The sequence below is a fragment of the Streptomyces sp. NPDC005551 genome (genome assembly GCF_042871785.1).
Lineage (GTDB): Bacteria > Actinomycetota > Actinomycetes > Streptomycetales > Streptomycetaceae > Streptomyces.
The window spans coordinates 347,258-361,574 of the sequence record NZ_JBIAJE010000001.1; the positions used below are offsets into that span (position 1 = coordinate 347,258).

Consider the following 14,317-nt stretch of genomic DNA (forward strand, 5'->3'; position numbering starts at 1 on the left):
GAGTCATATTTACATGAACCTCACAAGCGACCATCGGATTATGGTCACGGGACGGTCACACTTGCAGCGCGTTTTCGTCCGGATAGGTTTGCTTCTGGCTTTGGTGGGCTGCCAGGCCGACACGTCCCCGACCTCGGAAGATTCCATTCCGCGCGCCCGTGAACTGGTCGACCTGCGCAGCCGCATCGTCGAATACACGGCCGGGTTCCGCGCCGACGACCCCTACACTCCGCCCGGCGAGGCACAGCGCGCACGGCTTGCCAAGGCCGTCGGCAGCCTGTTGTCCGGCGACGCCCAGGAGGCCGAACGGCGGCTCGCCCCGCTCGGCCTCGGGCTCACCCGACTCACCGACACCGACTCCGGCCGCCGCTACGACGAGATCGCCGCCACCGGCACCGGCGCGAGCACCGGCTGGGGCCGCTTGTACCTGAACGCCGACTCCGCCGTCCGGTGGAACGCCCAGGTCCCGCACCCCGTCTCCGACCGCGACACCGAGGCCCTCGGCATCCGGCTCCTGGAGCAGAGTCCCGGCGGCGCCCTCGTCCTCGCCGGCACGCACCGCCGGGCCGGCGAGGACGCTGCCGCCGATGTGGCCCACCGCGAGGACAGCGCCTTCCACACGATCGTCGTCGAGCTGCAGAAGCGCGGGGTGCCCGGCGTGCAGCTGCACGGTTTCACCGACTCCTCCGACCGCCCCTACGACGCCGTCGTCTCCACCGGCGCCGTCGAGACCGCGCCCGCCGAAGTGGCCGCCATGGCCGACCGCATGGACGAGGACGGGCTGCGGGTCTGCCGGGCCTGGGAGGCGCGCTGCCCGCTGGAGGGCACGACCAACGTCCAGGGCCGTTCGGCGCAGCGCGAACACGCCGGCTTCGTCCACGTCGAGCTGGCCCGGCACGCCCGCGCGGACGACGGCCGCGACACCGAGGAGGCCGCCGAGGCCCTCGCCGGGCTGGTCACGGCGTGGAAGTCCGGTGAGCCCGACGGGAGGTGACGCATCAGCTGGGGTACGTGGCGATCGCCGGGCCACCGCTGCTCCCCCCGGTGTCACCTGCCAGGCCATCCGAAGAGGAACGGCGTGTGCCGCGTCCCGTCCGTGACCGCCTGCGCTTTGATCTGCGGACAGGCCCGCCGCCTCGCACGGCGTGCCGGCCCGGCAACGGATCGTCCACGGAGCGCTCGCCATGACGGAAGAAGAGTCCGGCACCCCCCACTGGCTGTTCGGCGACCATCTCGGCCCCCACTTCGCCGATCCGGCGCGGGGCGGGCCCGACCGGGACGCGCCCCTGGTGATGATCGAGTCCAGAGGTGTCTTCCGGCGGCGCCGCTTCCACCGCGCCAAGGCGCACCTGATCCTCTCGGCGATGCGCCATCGCGCCGCGGAACTCGGCGACCGCGTGCGGTACGTCAGGGCGGACACCTATCGCCAGGGCCTGCGCGAGGCGGTGGGGGACGGCTCGGTGACCGTGCACCACCCCACGTCCCACGCGGCCCTCACCTTCGTACGCGCGCTGCCCTCGGTACGCGTCCTGCCGGCCCGCGGCTTTCTCGTGGCGCACGAGGAGTTCAGGCTCTGGGCGGACGGCCGCGGCACGAAACACCTCCGCCAGGAGGACTTCTACCGATGGGTCCGTCAGACACACGATCTGCTGATGGAGGGCGACCGGCCCGTCGGCGGCCGCTGGAACCTGGACCATGACAACCGGCAGCCCCCGCCGCGCGGCCGCACCGGCCTGGGCGTTCCGGCGCCCTATCGGCCCCGGGAGGACGACATCGACGCCGAGGTGCGGTCCGATCTCGACCGCTGGTCGCGCGACGGGGACGTCGAGTTCGTCGGCGAGGACGGACCCCGCAGATTCCCCGCCACGCGCCGGGAAGCCCTCGCCGCGCTGCGCCGCTTCGTCCAGCACCGGCTGGCCACGTTCGGCGCGTACGAGGACGCGATCCTCGCCGGGGACCCGACGATGAGCCACAGCCTGCTCTCGTCCTCGCTCAACCTCGGGCTGCTGGACCCCGCGGAATGCGTCGGACAGGCGGAGGCGCGCTGGCGGTCGGGCGCCGTGCCGCTCAACAGCGCCGAGGGCTTCGTGCGGCAGATCGCCGGCTGGCGCGAGTTCGTCTGGCACGTCTACTGGTACTTCGGCGACCGGTACCGCGAGGGCAACGCCCTCGGCCACCACGAGCCCCTGCCCGGCTGGTTCACGGAGCTGTCCCCGGACGCGACCGACGCGAACTGCCTCACGCACGTCCTCCGGCAGGTCGGAGCGACCGGCTGGACGCACCACATCCCGCGCCTGATGATCCTGGGCAGTCATGCCCTGCAGCGGGGCTGGGACCCGCGGGCCGTCACCGACTGGTTCCACCGGAGCTTCGTCGACGGCTACGACTGGGTGATGGTCCCGAACGTCATCGGCATGTCGCAGTACGCGGACGGGGGCCGCATGACCACCAAGCCCTACACGTCCGGCGGAGCGTACATCGACCGCATGAGCGACTTCTGCGGACCCTGCCGGTACACACCGTCCGTCCGGGTCGGTGCGGACGCCTGCCCCTTCACCGCCGGGTACTGGAACCTCCTGCACCGCCACCGGGACCGCTTCGAACACAACGCGCGGATGACGCAGGCGGTGCGCGGCCTCGACCGCCTGCGCGACCTCGAAGAACTGCTGGAGCAGGAGCGGGGCCGTCGGGACTGAGACCGGCTCCCGGGCACGGTGACGCCGTCGGTCGCGCGGCCGGACGTCAGTCGCGCGGGCCGTAGAAGTCGTCGCAGAGTTCGAAGACGGGCTCGCCGCGGACCGGGTCCTCGGCGACCGTGAGGCGGACGCGGCCGCCCGGGCGGATCGCGATGAACGGGCCCTTCACGCGGCCGCGGACGGTGAAGCCCTCCGCCATCTCGATGAGGGACACGTTGCGCGCGGCGGGGGTGTTGCGGCGGACCACGGTCGTGCGGCGCACGATGCCCGCGCCCCGGCTGTGTTCGGTGTGCAGGTCGCTCGACGCGCAGACCGGACACAGCAGCCGGTGGAACATGGTGGTCCCGCACCAGCGGCACCGCTGGAAGGCGAGACGTTCCTCGCTCCGCGCGGCCCACACGGGGGCGCCGCTCTCCGCGGGGGCGGTGGCCTCGTTCTGGGGCGCATCGGCGTCCAGCACGTCCGCCGCGATCCCGATTCCCGGGTGGAACACGATGTCATCTCCCTGCGCTCGGCCGGAATCTGATGTGCTCGGATCGCCGTGCACGAGCGACAGGTTATGGCACTCAGTGCCAGTCGTAAAGGCACTCCGTACCCTCAATCCGTCCAGGCCGACTCGATCTCCTGGACCACCCGCCACATCGGGACCCCGCGCCGAGCCACGACGACCACCACGTCCCGGCCCTCCCGGCGGGTGCCCGGGTCGTCCGCGCCGAAGGTGCGCCGCACATGGCGCAGCGCCCGGTCCACCCGGGCGCCGGCGTCCCCCTCGCCGTCCGCCCGCAACCAGGACCGCAGCGCGTTGTTGTGGGCCGCGACCACCGCGGCCGCGATCACGTCGGCCTCCAGGGTTCCGTCGCGCCGCCCCGCGAAGCGGGTGCGCAGATGGTCCGCGAGGGCACGTTCGTAGCGCCAGACCACGGACAGCTCGTACGCGCGCAGTCCGGGCACCCGCCGGGTGAGCCGGTAGCGCTGCACGGAGAACGTCGGGTTCTCGGCGTACATCCGCAGCACGAGCCGGGCCGCGTCGCAGACCTGCTCGACCGGGTCCGCCGGGCCGGAGCCGGAGTTCAGGAACTCGGTCATCTCGGCGAGGCAGCGCTCGTGGTCCGGGAAGACCACGTCCTCCTTCGACGGGAAGTACCGGAAGAACGACCGCCGTCCCACCCCGGCCAGCGTCACGATGTCGTCGACCGTGGTCTGCTCGTAGCCGCGTTCGAGGAACAGCCGGAACGCCGCCGCGACCAGCGCGTCGCGCATCGGGGGTTTCGGGGCGCCCGTCCCGGCCGACGGGCTCCGGCGGGGAGTCTCACTCATGCGGGGAAACTAGCATCGGCGATCACATATGACACTCAGTGCCGCCCCTGGAGGGGACTGAGTGTCATATCGGTGGGCGTCCCCGGCGGGCTCGGCCCTCGTCCCCGGCGTCAGCCGCCGTCGGCGGGGCGCACCGCCCACCGCTGCTCGACCCTGGCCAGCCGCCAGTAGGCGAGCGCGGCGGCCCACACGACCACGAACAGACCGACGATGATGAAGCCCACGTTGTCGAGGTCGAGCCCGGCGATCCAGCCCGTGACCGCGTCCCGCAGGTCGAGCCGGTCGTGCAGGACGCCGACCAGTTCGATCGTGCCGATCAGGAACGCCACCGCGATCGACAGGCCGGTGATGGTGAGGTTGTAGAACACCTTGCGCACGGGGTTCGAGAAGGCCCACTGGTAGGCGAAGTTCATGAACGTGCCGTCGAGCGTGTCGAACAGGCTCATGCCCGCGGCGAACAGCAGCGGCAGGCACAGGATCGCGTACCAGGGCAGCCCCGCCGCGGCGCCGCTGCCCGCCATCACCATCAGCGTGACCTCCGTCGCGGTGTCGAAGCCGAGGCCGAAGAGGAAGCCCAGCGGGAACATCTGCCCCGGGCGGCTGATGGACTTGGTGAACCGGCCGAGGATCCGGTTCATGAATCCCCGTGAGTCCAGGTGTCCTTCGAGTTCCTTCTCGTCGTACGTCCCGGCCCGCATCGCGCGAAAGACCCGCAGGATGCCCATGAGGGCCACGAGGTTGAGCGCGGCGATGAGGTAGAGGAACACGCCCGAGACGGTCGTACCCATGACGCCGAGCACCTGGTGCGTGCTCGACCCCTCGTTCATGATCCGGCCGGCCACCTGGGTGCCGCCCGCGATGAGCGCCGCGAGCAGGACCACCACGCTGGAGTGGCCGAGCGCGAACCAGAACCCCACCGACACCGGCCGCTTGCCGTCGGCCATCAGCTTGCGCGTCGTGTTGTCGATGGCCGCTATGTGGTCGGCGTCGAAGGCGTGCCGCATGCCGAGCGTGTACGCGGTGACGCCGAGGCCGATGCCGAACGCCTTCGAACCGACCTCGTAGTGCGCCGGCACGACCAGCAGGAAGAGCACGCCGAACGCGACGACGTGCAGGGCGGCGATCACCGCCAGCAGGCCGGCGGTACGGACGGTGTCCTCGCGTCGCCATTGGAAGGCGGCGGGCCCGGTGGGCAGGGTCATGCGGTCACGCTCCAGCACCTCGTGGATCACTTCGTGAGATGCCGTGGCCGGTCTCCTGGCTCGCGGGTACCTCCCGCACGAGCCGAAGCCGGGCGTGGCGGAGGGTCGACGCGCCCGCCCCTGCCTTCCCGGCCGTCCGGCCAGTGGCGCCGCCCTGGAGCGGCACGGGACGGGAACTCCCCGATCACAGTGGCGAGGGCCGCTCCGGACTGAGCCCCTGAAAGGCTGTCACCGGTCTTCCCGAACACCACGGCCCGCCAACCTTAGGTGCCGCCCGTCAACCGCTGCAAGCCTGCACGGTTGCGCAGGTATCGAAGATCACAGTGCCGCCTGGAAGAATGCCGTCATGCATCTCGTCCCCGCCGACCGTGCCGACCGGCGCACCATCGACGGCCACCGGGTCTGCGACGCCGTCGCCGCCATCGGCGAGCCCGCGGCCGTACGCGCCTGGGCCGACCGCTTCTCGCTGCTCGCCGACCCCGGCAGGCTGGCGCTCCTGCTGGCGCTGCACCGGGCCGGGCCCCTGGCGGTGTCCGACCTGGCGATCGCGACCGGCATGAACGACCCCGCCGTCTCGCAGGCCTTGCGCCTGCTGCGGACGGCCGAGGTCGTCGTCGGCGAGCGGGAGGGACGCGTCGTGCGCTACCGCCTGATCGACGGGCCGGTTGCCGCGCTGCTGGCGCACTGCGGTACGGGTATCGCCTGATTCCGGACGTGTTTCCGCGAGCCGTACCGCAAGGAGAGCTGTCGCGGACCGTGTCGCTGTTCGGCCGAACGGGTGACCATGGGTAAGAATTGCCTGGTGCAGACAACCATGGCGAGCCAGGGCGGGGATGGCCAGTGAACAGCCACGACGTCACCGATGAACAGTGGGAAGGGCTCGCCCAGGTCGTTCCGTTGCGCGGCCGGGACGCGTGGCCGTCGGCCGTCGGCCACCGGTCGGTACCCGAAGCCCCGACCGAGGCGCGGCGCCGCTTCGTGGTCCTGCGGGTCAACGTGTTCGCGGACGCCCGTGAGGTCGCCGAAACGCTGATGGGCGGCACCCCCGTGCTCCTCGACCTGACGGGCGCGGAGACCGATGTCGCCAAGCGGGTACTGGACTTCAGCACGGGTGTGGTCTTCGGCCTGGCGAGCGGGATGCACCGGGTCGACCGGAACGTGTTCCTGCTGACGCCGCCCGGTACCGAGGTGCAGGGGCTGATGGAGAGCGCGGGGGTCCCCGGGCTGTGACCGGGGGGTGACGTCCCCGGGGTGGCCGGCGCCCCCGGGGGTCGCCATCAACGGGCGTGATCCCTCGAACGAAGGAAGACCGCCCGGCCGGAACGGTTCGCCTGGCGGCGGAGTCCTACCGTCCGGATATGACCGCGTCACCTGTGCCGCCGATGCCGGCCCCGTCACCCTTGCCGCCCTTGCCGCCCTTACAGTCCCCGCCGTCCGGGCCGTCCGCTGAGCACCGGACGTCCGCCGGACACAGCACGGATGCCGGACACCGCACGTCCGGCGGACACCCCACGGATGTCGGGGAACACCCGGAAGCCGGGGTGCGCCCGGGTGTTGGGGTCCGCCCGGAGGCCGGGGCGCGTCCGGACACCCGGGCGCGTCCGGAAGCCAGGGTGCTTCCGGGCGTCGGGGCCGGCCCGGATACCGGGGTTCGCTCGGAGGCCCGGGTCCGCCCGGACACCGGCGCGCGCCCAGGCACCGGCGTATGTCCGGACCGGCCCTCCGGCACGGAACCGGACGCGTGGGAGCGTGCTGCCGAGCCTGCGAGGCGGGAGCGGGTCCCCGAACCGCGTGCCGCGGCCCCCGGGATCCTCGCAGCGCCCCCGGCGGCGCCGGATGTTCCCGAGACGGCACCGGCCGCACCGAGCACCCCGCACACGCGGCCGGACCGGCCGAGCATCACCCGCCTACGGCTCTCCGCCTTCGCCGGACACCGCGGCGCCGCCTTCGCGCTCGGGCCGCTCACGCTCTTCGCGGGCCCCAGCGGCAGCGGCAAGTCCACGGCGCTGCGGGCGTACGAGGCACTGGCGCGGCTCGGCGGCGGGGCCGAACTGGGCGAGGTGTTCCCGGACCCGGCGGCCTGCGTTCCCGAAGGGGCCCGCCCGGACGCCCAGCGGCGGCGCGGTTTCCGTATCGGCTGTACGGCGGACGGTCCCGAGGGCCCCGTCCGGCTCGACCTCGCCGTACAGGCCGAACCCGAACTGCGCATCGTCGGCGAACGGCTGACGGCGGGCGGCCTCGTCCTGCTGGAGACGGCGCTGCGGGATCCGAGCCGCTCCGTCGTCCAGGCGGCCTGGCACACGGCGGGCGCGTCCCCGGTCACCCGGGGCCCGCTCCCCGACGACCGCCTCGGTACCGCGCTGCTGCCCCTGCGGGTCGCGGGCAAGACCGACGGCCAGCGCCAAGTGCTCGCCGCCGCCGAGCAGATGGTGATCGCCCTGCGCTCCGTCTTCGCCTGCGACCCGCAACCCCCGTCCATGCGCGCCCCCGTGCCGGCCGGCGGCGGGCGCCTGCTGCGCGGCTGTGACAACGTCGCCGACGTGCTCTGGCGGACCAGGACGGAGTGCGCACGGCGCCACGGGCTGCTGGTGGCCGCGGTCCGGGCCGGCTGCGCGGGCCCGGTCGCCGAGCTGCTCGCCGAGCCGCTGCCCGGCGGCGGGGTCCGCGGCCTGCTCGACCGGGGCGACGGCCGCCGCACGCACCTGGGACTGCTGGGGGACGGCGAGTTGAGGTATCTCGCGCTGGCCCTGGTGCTGCTCACCGGACCCGGGGTGCTGGAGGTGGACACCGCCGGCGAGGTCCCGGCGGCGCTGCAGACGCTGACGGTGCTGGCCGACGGCTTCGACCGTTCGCTCGATCCCCGGCAGGCCGGGGAACTCCTGCGCCTCGCGGCGCGGATGTGCGAGAGGGGACACATCCGGCTGGTGGGGGCCGTGAGCGACGCGTCGGGGGCCGCGGAGGTGGCCGGGGCCACGGTGGTAGACCTGGGGGCGTGACGGAACTGGACGTGTCGTACTTGCAGCGCCGGCTGGCCGGGTTCGCGGCCGCGCGGAACTGGCAGCCCTACCACACCCCCAAGAACCTGGCCGCCGCGCTCAGCGTGGAGGCGTCCGAACTGGTCGAGATCTTCCAGTGGCTGACGCCGGAGGAGTCGGCCCGGGTGATGGACGACCCGGACACCGCGCACCGCGTGCGGGACGAAGTCGCCGACGTGCTCGCCTATCTGCTCCAGTTGTGCACGGTGCTCGACGTGGATCCGCTCGCGGCACTCGACGCGAAGATCGACCGCAACGAACGGAGGTTCCCGCCTCCGGAGGGCGCCTGACCGGCTCTCGGGCCTGCACGCCTCACGCCGTCAATCACTCTCAGTAGTCGTCAAGTTGTCCACAGTCGATTCTGTGTCCACAGATTTCGGGCTACCTCTGGCTTTTCGTCCCGCCTGCCCTCACTCTGGGTAGTGGACGGTGGAGTTCGGGCAGACGTGCGAGAGCGCGTCGGACAGACGGGGGCAGCGCATGGATGCGATGCGGCTCATCGTGACGAGCAGGCGTGCCCTGGCGGGAAGCGGCGAGGTGCCGGAGATCATGAGGGAGGTGTGGCAGGCGCAGGCCCTGGCGCAGGCGATCGGCAGTCGCCTCGCAGTGTCCGGTCCCCCGGAATTACGCGGTGAGGCCCTGGGGCTCACGGAGTTGGCGGGCAGAGGCTGCGGCGTCCTGGACGCGCCGTCGCTCGGCGTGGGTGACCTGCGGGCCGCCCGGCTCACCGACCTGGGCGATGCCCGGCAGACCCTGCTCGATCTCGGGTGTCTGCTCGGCGAAGTGGGCATCGCGCTCGTCGGCATCGCGTGCGCGGCCGACGACGAGGGGACGTACTGGCAGTGCATGGAGGCGATCGACGCGGCGGACGAGTCCCGTGACCGGGTGCTGGAGATGCTGCGGCGCCTCGCGGTCCGGGAGGAGGAGATGGTGGAGCGGGACCGCGCGGCGGGATGAGGGGACGGTGCGGCCTGCCGGGTCCGGGGGGGCGAGAGGTCTCCCCGGATCGTGGCCCCGGCAGGCGGGCCGCCGGGAGCCAGGCGCCGGTGACGGGTGCCCGGCGGTCCCGCTCCGCCCGAGCCGACGATCACCGGCGAACCGGGTCGCTGTCACGGAGCCGCGCCGCAACCGGGCAGACGGGTTCTCACCCGGCAGGGGGGCGGGCGCGGCCGACGGGAGGCGGTGAGGTCGGCCCCCCGTCCGACCGTGCAGGATGGAGGCATGGATCTGCGCATCTTCACCGAGCCCCAGCAGGGCGCCACCTACGACACGCTTCTCACTGTCGCCAAGGCCACCGAAGACCTCGGCTTCGACGCCTTCTTCCGCTCCGACCACTACCTCCGCATGGGCGAGGGCGACGGGCTGCCCGGACCGACCGACGCCTGGATCACCCTGGCCGGGCTCGCCCGTGAGACCAAGCGCATCCGGCTCGGCACGCTCATGACCGCCGGCACCTTCCGGTTGCCGGGCGTACTGGCCATCCAGGTCGCGCAGGTCGACCAGATGTCGGGCGGCCGGGTCGAACTGGGCCTGGGAGCGGGCTGGTTCGAGGAGGAGCACAAGGCGTACGGCATTCCGTTCCCGAAGGAGAAGTTCGCCCGCCTCGAGGAGCAGCTGGCGATCGTCACGGGGCTGTGGGCGACGGAGGCCGGAGCGACCTTCGATCACCACGGCACGTACTACGACCTCACCGGCTCGCCCGCGCTGCCCAAGCCGGCACAGGCGAAGATCCCCGTGCTGATCGGCGGCCACGGCGCGACCCGCACGCCGCGGCTCGCCGCGCAGTACGCGGACGAGTTCAACATCCCGTTCGCGTCCGTCGAGGACAGTGAGCGCCAGTTCGGCCGGGTGCGTGCCGCGGCGGAGCGGGCCGGACGCGAAGCCGGTGACCTGGTGTACTCCAACGCGCTGGTGGCCTGTGTCGGCAAGGACGACCGGGAAGTGGCGCGCCGCGCCGCCGCGATCGGCCGCGACGTGGACGAGCTGAAGGCCAACGGGCTGGCCGGCTCTCCGGCCGAGGTCGTCGACAGGATCGGCCGGTACGCGGAGATCGGCGCCGGGCGCATCTACCTCCAGATCCTCGACCTCGGCGACCTGGACCATCTCGACCTGATCTCGGCGCGGGTGCAGTCGCAGCTGACGTGACGGCCCCGGCTCGGCGGGGGCGCCCGTCCGGCGCCGGCTGTCCGCCCCGGTGAAGCGGACATACAGGGACATGGCGCGAGGGCCGGCCGAGTGCCGAACTGGATGCATGCCCGTGGCGGAGCGGTTCCATCCACGCTCCGCTCACGTTGGCCGAAGTGCGCCGACGGGGCCGCGGACGCGGGTAGAGGGCGGGGCGTTGTCGGCCGATGGGAAGGTGACGGACCGCGCTTTTCCGTAGGTGCCTGCCCCCGGGGCAATTGCCTGGTGGGCAGGCCTGGTTGAAGGAGGCTTGCAGTCCGCTTCCGCTTGTGTCACTTGGCTCTCGTTACTGTCCGTTCGTGACCAAGTTGCGTGCCACATCGCACATTTCAGCTCGGTTCACAAGACGCAGAGTTTGAGTCAAAGACGGCTGGCGATCTTGGCCGAGATGGATCGACAAGACGACAATCCTACAGACGGTCTGCCTGGAGGCGGAGAACCACTGCCGAAGGACGTCCCTCCACACCCGAACGGTCGTGGGGGCAGCGCGGAGGAGGGGTTGTGCAGCGGTACTTCACCACGAGATGGCACGAGGATCTGCGGCAGCGGGTACGCGAGTTCGCCGAACGCGAGGTGCGGCCCCGCATACCCGAGATGGAGGCGTCCCGGACCGTGGCGCACGAGGTGTCCCGGCTCATCGCCCGGCAGGGCTGGATCGGCGTCACCGTCGACCGGTCGTACGGCGGCATGGGGGCCGGCCACCTGGCCAAGACGATCATCATCGAGGAACTCGCCCGGGTCAGCGGGGCGATGGGTGCCATGGTGCAGGCGTCCCAGCTCGGCGTCGCGAAGGTCATCCACTATGGCAACGATGTCCAGAAGGCCACCTGGCTGCCGCGCATCGCCGCCGGCGACTGCCTGCCGACCATCGCGACCACCGAGGAGGAGTCCGGCGGCCACGTCCTCGCCATCCGTACCACCGCGGTGCGTGACGGCGACGACTACATCCTCAACGGGCACAAGGTCTTCGTCGGCAACTCCCACGTCGGAGACCTGCACGGAGTGATCGTCCGCACCGGTGAGGGGTCGCGGGGACTGTCCGCGTTCCTCGTCGAGGCGGACCGCCCCGGCTTCTCGCTCGCCGGACAGCAGCCCGCCATGGGACTGCACGGCTTCAGCTTCGGCAAGCTCATCTTCGACAACTGCCGGGTCCCCGCGGCGAATCTGCTCGGCAGGGAGGGCGACGGGCTCGCGGTCGCCTACTCGTCGAGCGTGCTCTACGGCCGCCCCAACCTGACCGCCGTCTCCCTGGGCATCCACCAGGCCGTCCTGGAGGAGACCACCGCCCTGTGCATCGAGCGCGAGCGGTACGGCGCGTCGCTCGGCGCGCTCAACAACATCAAGCTCAAGCTGGGCCGGATGCAGCACCGGCTGATGACCGCGCGGCTGGCCGCCTACCACGCCGTACACCAGCTGGACCGGGGCAGATCCTGCGACGCGGAGCTGATGAACGCGAAATACCTGAACGTCGAATCCGCCATCGAGTCGGCCAGGGACGGCATGGAGATCCACGCCGCGAGCGGACTGTTCACCGACCGGCCCATCGAGCGGTACCTGCGCGACGCCCACCACATCTACGCCCCCGCGGGCACCTCCGACATCCAGCTCCTGCGCCTCGGCGAGGTGGCGCTCGGCACGGCGAAGGGCGAGTGGTCGGAGCGGCTGGCCGACGTGGTGCGGCTCGGTCCGACGGACCACCTGGAAGAGGGCGACCGGCTGGAGACGGCCGGGGTGTGAGAACGCGGGGAGCCACGGACACAGCGTCGTGCCCGCGGCTCCCGTCCCTGATCCCGCGCCGGGTCCGCCGGCCGCCGGGAACGGCGCTCAGTGCCCGCCCTGCTGCTCCTCCATCCGACGGAGCATGTCGACCATCGCCTGCGCGTTCGCCTTGATGATCTCCAGGCCCTCCCGCCCCCACGGGCGGGTCTCCGGGGCGATGACGCAGATCGTGCCGAGGGCCATTCCCGAGTTCCAGTCGATCAGCGGCGCGCCCAGGTAGGAGCGGATGCCGATCTCGTCGACGACGGGATTCCCGGCGAACCTCGGGTAGTCGCAGACGTCTTCGAGGACCAGGGCCTTGCGGCGCACGACGACGTGCGGGCACCAGCCGTGGTCGCGCGCCATCACGCGGCTCGTGCTGGCCTGCTGCGGCTCCAGCTCGACCCCGGGCTGGCCGTCGGCGGGCGTGTAGAGACCGGCGAAGAACTGGCGGTTCTCGTCGATGAAGTTGACCATCGCGTACGGGGCGTTGAGGGTCCGGGCCAGATTGCGGGCGAACTCGTCGAACTCGGGGACGGGGGCGTTCCCGATGCCGAGCTCGCGCAGCCGGGCCACCCGGGCCGGGGCGTCCTTGTCCTCGGGCGTCACCAGCATCTGGCCGGTCGGGTCGTACTGCGTGTAGGGAACAGGCGCGGACATGCAGGCTCCATTCGGGGGCGCTGAGCGTGCGTCAGTGCAGCGGGGTGGGCTCCGCGGCCGACATGCCGGGAGCCGGGGTGAGCAGGTGCTCCACGAGTGCGATCAGCACCCGGGTGCCGGAATTGCACTGCCGGGCGTCGCACATCACCACGGGGATGTGGGGCTTGAGGTCGAGGGCGGCGCGGACCTCGTCGGGGTCGTAGAGATAGGCACCGTCGAACTCGTTGACGGCGACGACGAAGGAGATGCCGCGCCGCTCGAAGAAGTCGACGGCGGCGAAGCAGTCCTGGAGGCGGCGGGTGTCCGCGAGGACCACGGCTCCCAGCGCCCCGTTGGACAGTTCGTCCCACATGAACCAGAACCGTTCCTGCCCCGGCGTGCCGAAGAGGTACAGGACCTGGTCCGGGCTGAGCGTGATGCGGCCGAAGTCCATCGCCACGGTGGTGGTCGTCTTGTCCTCGACGCCCACCAGGCTGTCCGTGCGGGCGCTGACCTGGGTCAGCAGTTCCTCGGTGCTCAGCGGCGCGATCTCGCTGACCGCTCCGACGAAGGTGGTCTTGCCGACCCCGAATCCTCCGGCGATGAGGATCTTGAGGGCGGTGGGGAAGGGGTCAGAGCCGCTTGCGTAGGCCATGCAGCACCGCCTCCAGGAGGTTTCGGTCGGTCGGGGAGGCCGCCTCGATGGGGCGGGGCGCCCGCGTCGTGAGCGCCTTGTGCGAGACGAGGTCGGACAACAGGACTTTGGTGATGACGGCCGGCAGCCGCATGTGGGCGGCGACCTCCGCCACCGACAGTGGGTGGCCGCCGCACAGGCTGAGGACCTGGTCGTAGTCGGGGCCGAGGTAGGTGCTCGGCCTCGTGCCGGTGGCCATGACGAGGGTCAGCAGGTCGAAGTGGGCGGTGGGACGGGTGCGCCCGTTGCTGACGGCGTACGGCCGGACTAATCGTCCGGCCTCGTCGTCCAGCCACGAGTCGTCCTTCGCGTCCGACATGCCTATCGCCCCGCATCACGCGGCACGTGGGTTCCCTGCTGCCGCGGAGCCGTGACGAGGTAGGGCCGGACGCTCTTGACCAGCATGGCCATCTCGTAGCCGAGCACCGCGGCGTCGGCCTCGCGGCGGGCCAGGACGGCCAGGACGGCGCCGGAGCCCGCCGAGGACACGAAGAGCAGGGAGGTGTTCAGCTCCACCACCACCTGGCGCACCTCGCCGCCACCGTCGAAGCGGTGGCCGGCGCCGCGGCCGAGCGAGTACAGACCCGAGGCCACGGCGGCCATGTGGTCGGCCTCGTCGGCGTCGAGCCCGTACACGGCCTTCTTCAGCCCGTCGGAGGACAGCAGCAGTGCGCTGCGGGTGTGGGGGACCTTCTCGACGAGGCCCTGCAGGAGCCAGTCGAGATTCTGGTTCGAGCTGGTACGGGTGTCGCTCACCATGGTGGTGCTCTTTCTCCTTGGGGGGTGAGTACG

General features: G+C 71.8%; 17 protein-coding genes and 1 riboswitch. Of the genes, 9 read left to right on the forward strand and 8 right to left on the reverse strand.

Annotated elements, in window-relative coordinates:
* Positions 1-88: 88 nt before the first annotated feature.
* Entirely contained in the window at positions 89-994 is a 906-nt protein-coding gene (locus tag ACFYP4_RS01325; protein WP_388781578.1) for a hypothetical protein, read from the forward strand.
* Positions 995-1,184: 190 nt separating this feature from the next.
* Positions 1,185-2,696, forward strand: a complete 1,512-nt coding sequence (locus ACFYP4_RS01330) for a cryptochrome/photolyase family protein (protein ID WP_388781581.1) — start codon at positions 1,185-1,187, stop codon at positions 2,694-2,696.
* A gap of 46 nt (positions 2,697-2,742) precedes the next feature.
* On the opposite strand, the gene ACFYP4_RS01335 is transcribed toward ACFYP4_RS01330, so the two are convergent.
* The 3 genes from ACFYP4_RS01335 to ACFYP4_RS01345 all read right to left on the reverse strand — a co-directional run bounded on the left by ACFYP4_RS01335 (position 2,743) and on the right by ACFYP4_RS01345 (position 5,215).
* On the reverse strand, positions 2,743-3,189 hold the full coding sequence (locus ACFYP4_RS01335) for a Zn-ribbon domain-containing OB-fold protein (RefSeq protein WP_388781584.1): 447 nt from the start codon (positions 3,187-3,189) through the stop codon (positions 2,743-2,745).
* 104 nt (positions 3,190-3,293) lie between these two features.
* Complete coding sequence (locus ACFYP4_RS01340) at positions 3,294-3,956, reverse strand: TetR family transcriptional regulator (protein ID WP_358850486.1); 663 nt, start codon at positions 3,954-3,956, stop codon at positions 3,294-3,296.
* 167 nt (positions 3,957-4,123) lie between these two features.
* On the reverse strand, positions 4,124-5,215 hold the full coding sequence (locus tag ACFYP4_RS01345) for a HoxN/HupN/NixA family nickel/cobalt transporter (protein WP_388781587.1): 1,092 nt from the start codon (positions 5,213-5,215) through the stop codon (positions 4,124-4,126).
* A gap of 27 nt (positions 5,216-5,242) precedes the next feature.
* Positions 5,243-5,482: riboswitch (cobalamin riboswitch) on the reverse strand.
* Between the two features lie 79 nt (positions 5,483-5,561).
* Here ACFYP4_RS01345 and ACFYP4_RS01350 point away from each other — a divergent pair.
* From ACFYP4_RS01350 to ACFYP4_RS01365, 4 genes are all read left to right on the forward strand, one after another.
* Positions 5,562-5,921, forward strand: a complete 360-nt coding sequence (locus ACFYP4_RS01350; protein ID WP_358850417.1) for a metalloregulator ArsR/SmtB family transcription factor — start codon at positions 5,562-5,564, stop codon at positions 5,919-5,921.
* Positions 5,922-6,055: 134 nt separating this feature from the next.
* Entirely contained in the window at positions 6,056-6,445 is a 390-nt protein-coding gene (locus tag ACFYP4_RS01355; protein WP_358850416.1) for a cell division protein SepF, read from the forward strand.
* Between the two features lie 578 nt (positions 6,446-7,023).
* Positions 7,024-8,211 (forward strand): ATP-binding protein, encoded by a 1,188-nt coding sequence (locus ACFYP4_RS01360; RefSeq protein ID WP_388782661.1) that lies wholly within the window; start codon positions 7,024-7,026, stop codon positions 8,209-8,211.
* Complete coding sequence (locus tag ACFYP4_RS01365; RefSeq protein ID WP_358850415.1) at positions 8,208-8,540, forward strand: nucleotide pyrophosphohydrolase; 333 nt, start codon at positions 8,208-8,210, stop codon at positions 8,538-8,540. Before ACFYP4_RS01360 ends, ACFYP4_RS01365 begins: the two co-directional genes overlap by 4 nt.
* Before the next feature lie 120 nt (positions 8,541-8,660).
* Here ACFYP4_RS01365 and ACFYP4_RS01370 read toward each other — a convergent pair whose 3' ends face one another.
* Positions 8,661-8,801: a hypothetical protein gene (locus ACFYP4_RS01370; protein ID WP_388782724.1), complete on the reverse strand. Its 141-nt coding sequence runs from the start codon at positions 8,799-8,801 to the stop codon at positions 8,661-8,663.
* On the opposite strand from ACFYP4_RS01370, the gene ACFYP4_RS01375 reads away from it, so the two are divergent.
* The 3 genes from ACFYP4_RS01375 to ACFYP4_RS01385 all read left to right on the forward strand — a co-directional run bounded on the left by ACFYP4_RS01375 (position 8,740) and on the right by ACFYP4_RS01385 (position 12,171).
* A complete protein-coding gene (locus tag ACFYP4_RS01375; RefSeq protein ID WP_388782664.1) occupies positions 8,740-9,207 on the forward strand; it encodes a DUF6099 family protein in 468 nt (155 codons plus the stop codon). The two genes, ACFYP4_RS01370 and ACFYP4_RS01375, sit on opposite strands and share 62 nt — an antisense overlap.
* Positions 9,208-9,471: 264 nt before the next feature.
* A complete protein-coding gene (locus tag ACFYP4_RS01380) occupies positions 9,472-10,395 on the forward strand; it encodes an LLM class F420-dependent oxidoreductase (RefSeq protein ID WP_388781591.1) in 924 nt (307 codons plus the stop codon).
* A 540-nt stretch (positions 10,396-10,935) separates the two neighbouring features.
* Positions 10,936-12,171 carry an acyl-CoA dehydrogenase family protein gene (locus ACFYP4_RS01385; protein WP_358850329.1) on the forward strand — a complete coding sequence of 412 codons (1,236 nt, stop codon included), beginning with the start codon at positions 10,936-10,938 and terminating at the stop codon, positions 12,169-12,171.
* Between the two features lie 87 nt (positions 12,172-12,258).
* Here the strand turns inward: ACFYP4_RS01385 and ACFYP4_RS01390 are convergent, their stop codons facing one another.
* The 4 genes from ACFYP4_RS01390 to ACFYP4_RS01405 are packed head-to-tail and all read right to left on the reverse strand — an operon-like array spanning position 12,259 to position 14,284.
* Positions 12,259-12,852: a GAF domain-containing protein gene (locus ACFYP4_RS01390; protein ID WP_358850328.1), complete on the reverse strand. Its 594-nt coding sequence runs from the start codon at positions 12,850-12,852 to the stop codon at positions 12,259-12,261.
* 31 nt (positions 12,853-12,883) lie between these two features.
* The gene (locus tag ACFYP4_RS01395; RefSeq protein WP_358850327.1) at positions 12,884-13,486 is read right to left on the reverse strand and encodes an ATP/GTP-binding protein; all 603 of its coding nucleotides are present in this window, start codon (positions 13,484-13,486) and stop codon (positions 12,884-12,886) included.
* Complete coding sequence (locus ACFYP4_RS01400; RefSeq protein ID WP_358850326.1) at positions 13,464-13,844, reverse strand: DUF742 domain-containing protein; 381 nt, start codon at positions 13,842-13,844, stop codon at positions 13,464-13,466. Before ACFYP4_RS01400 ends, ACFYP4_RS01395 begins: the two co-directional genes overlap by 23 nt.
* Before the next feature lie 2 nt (positions 13,845-13,846).
* On the reverse strand, positions 13,847-14,284 hold the full coding sequence (locus tag ACFYP4_RS01405) for a roadblock/LC7 domain-containing protein (RefSeq protein WP_358850325.1): 438 nt from the start codon (positions 14,282-14,284) through the stop codon (positions 13,847-13,849).
* Positions 14,285-14,317 lie beyond the last annotated feature (33 nt).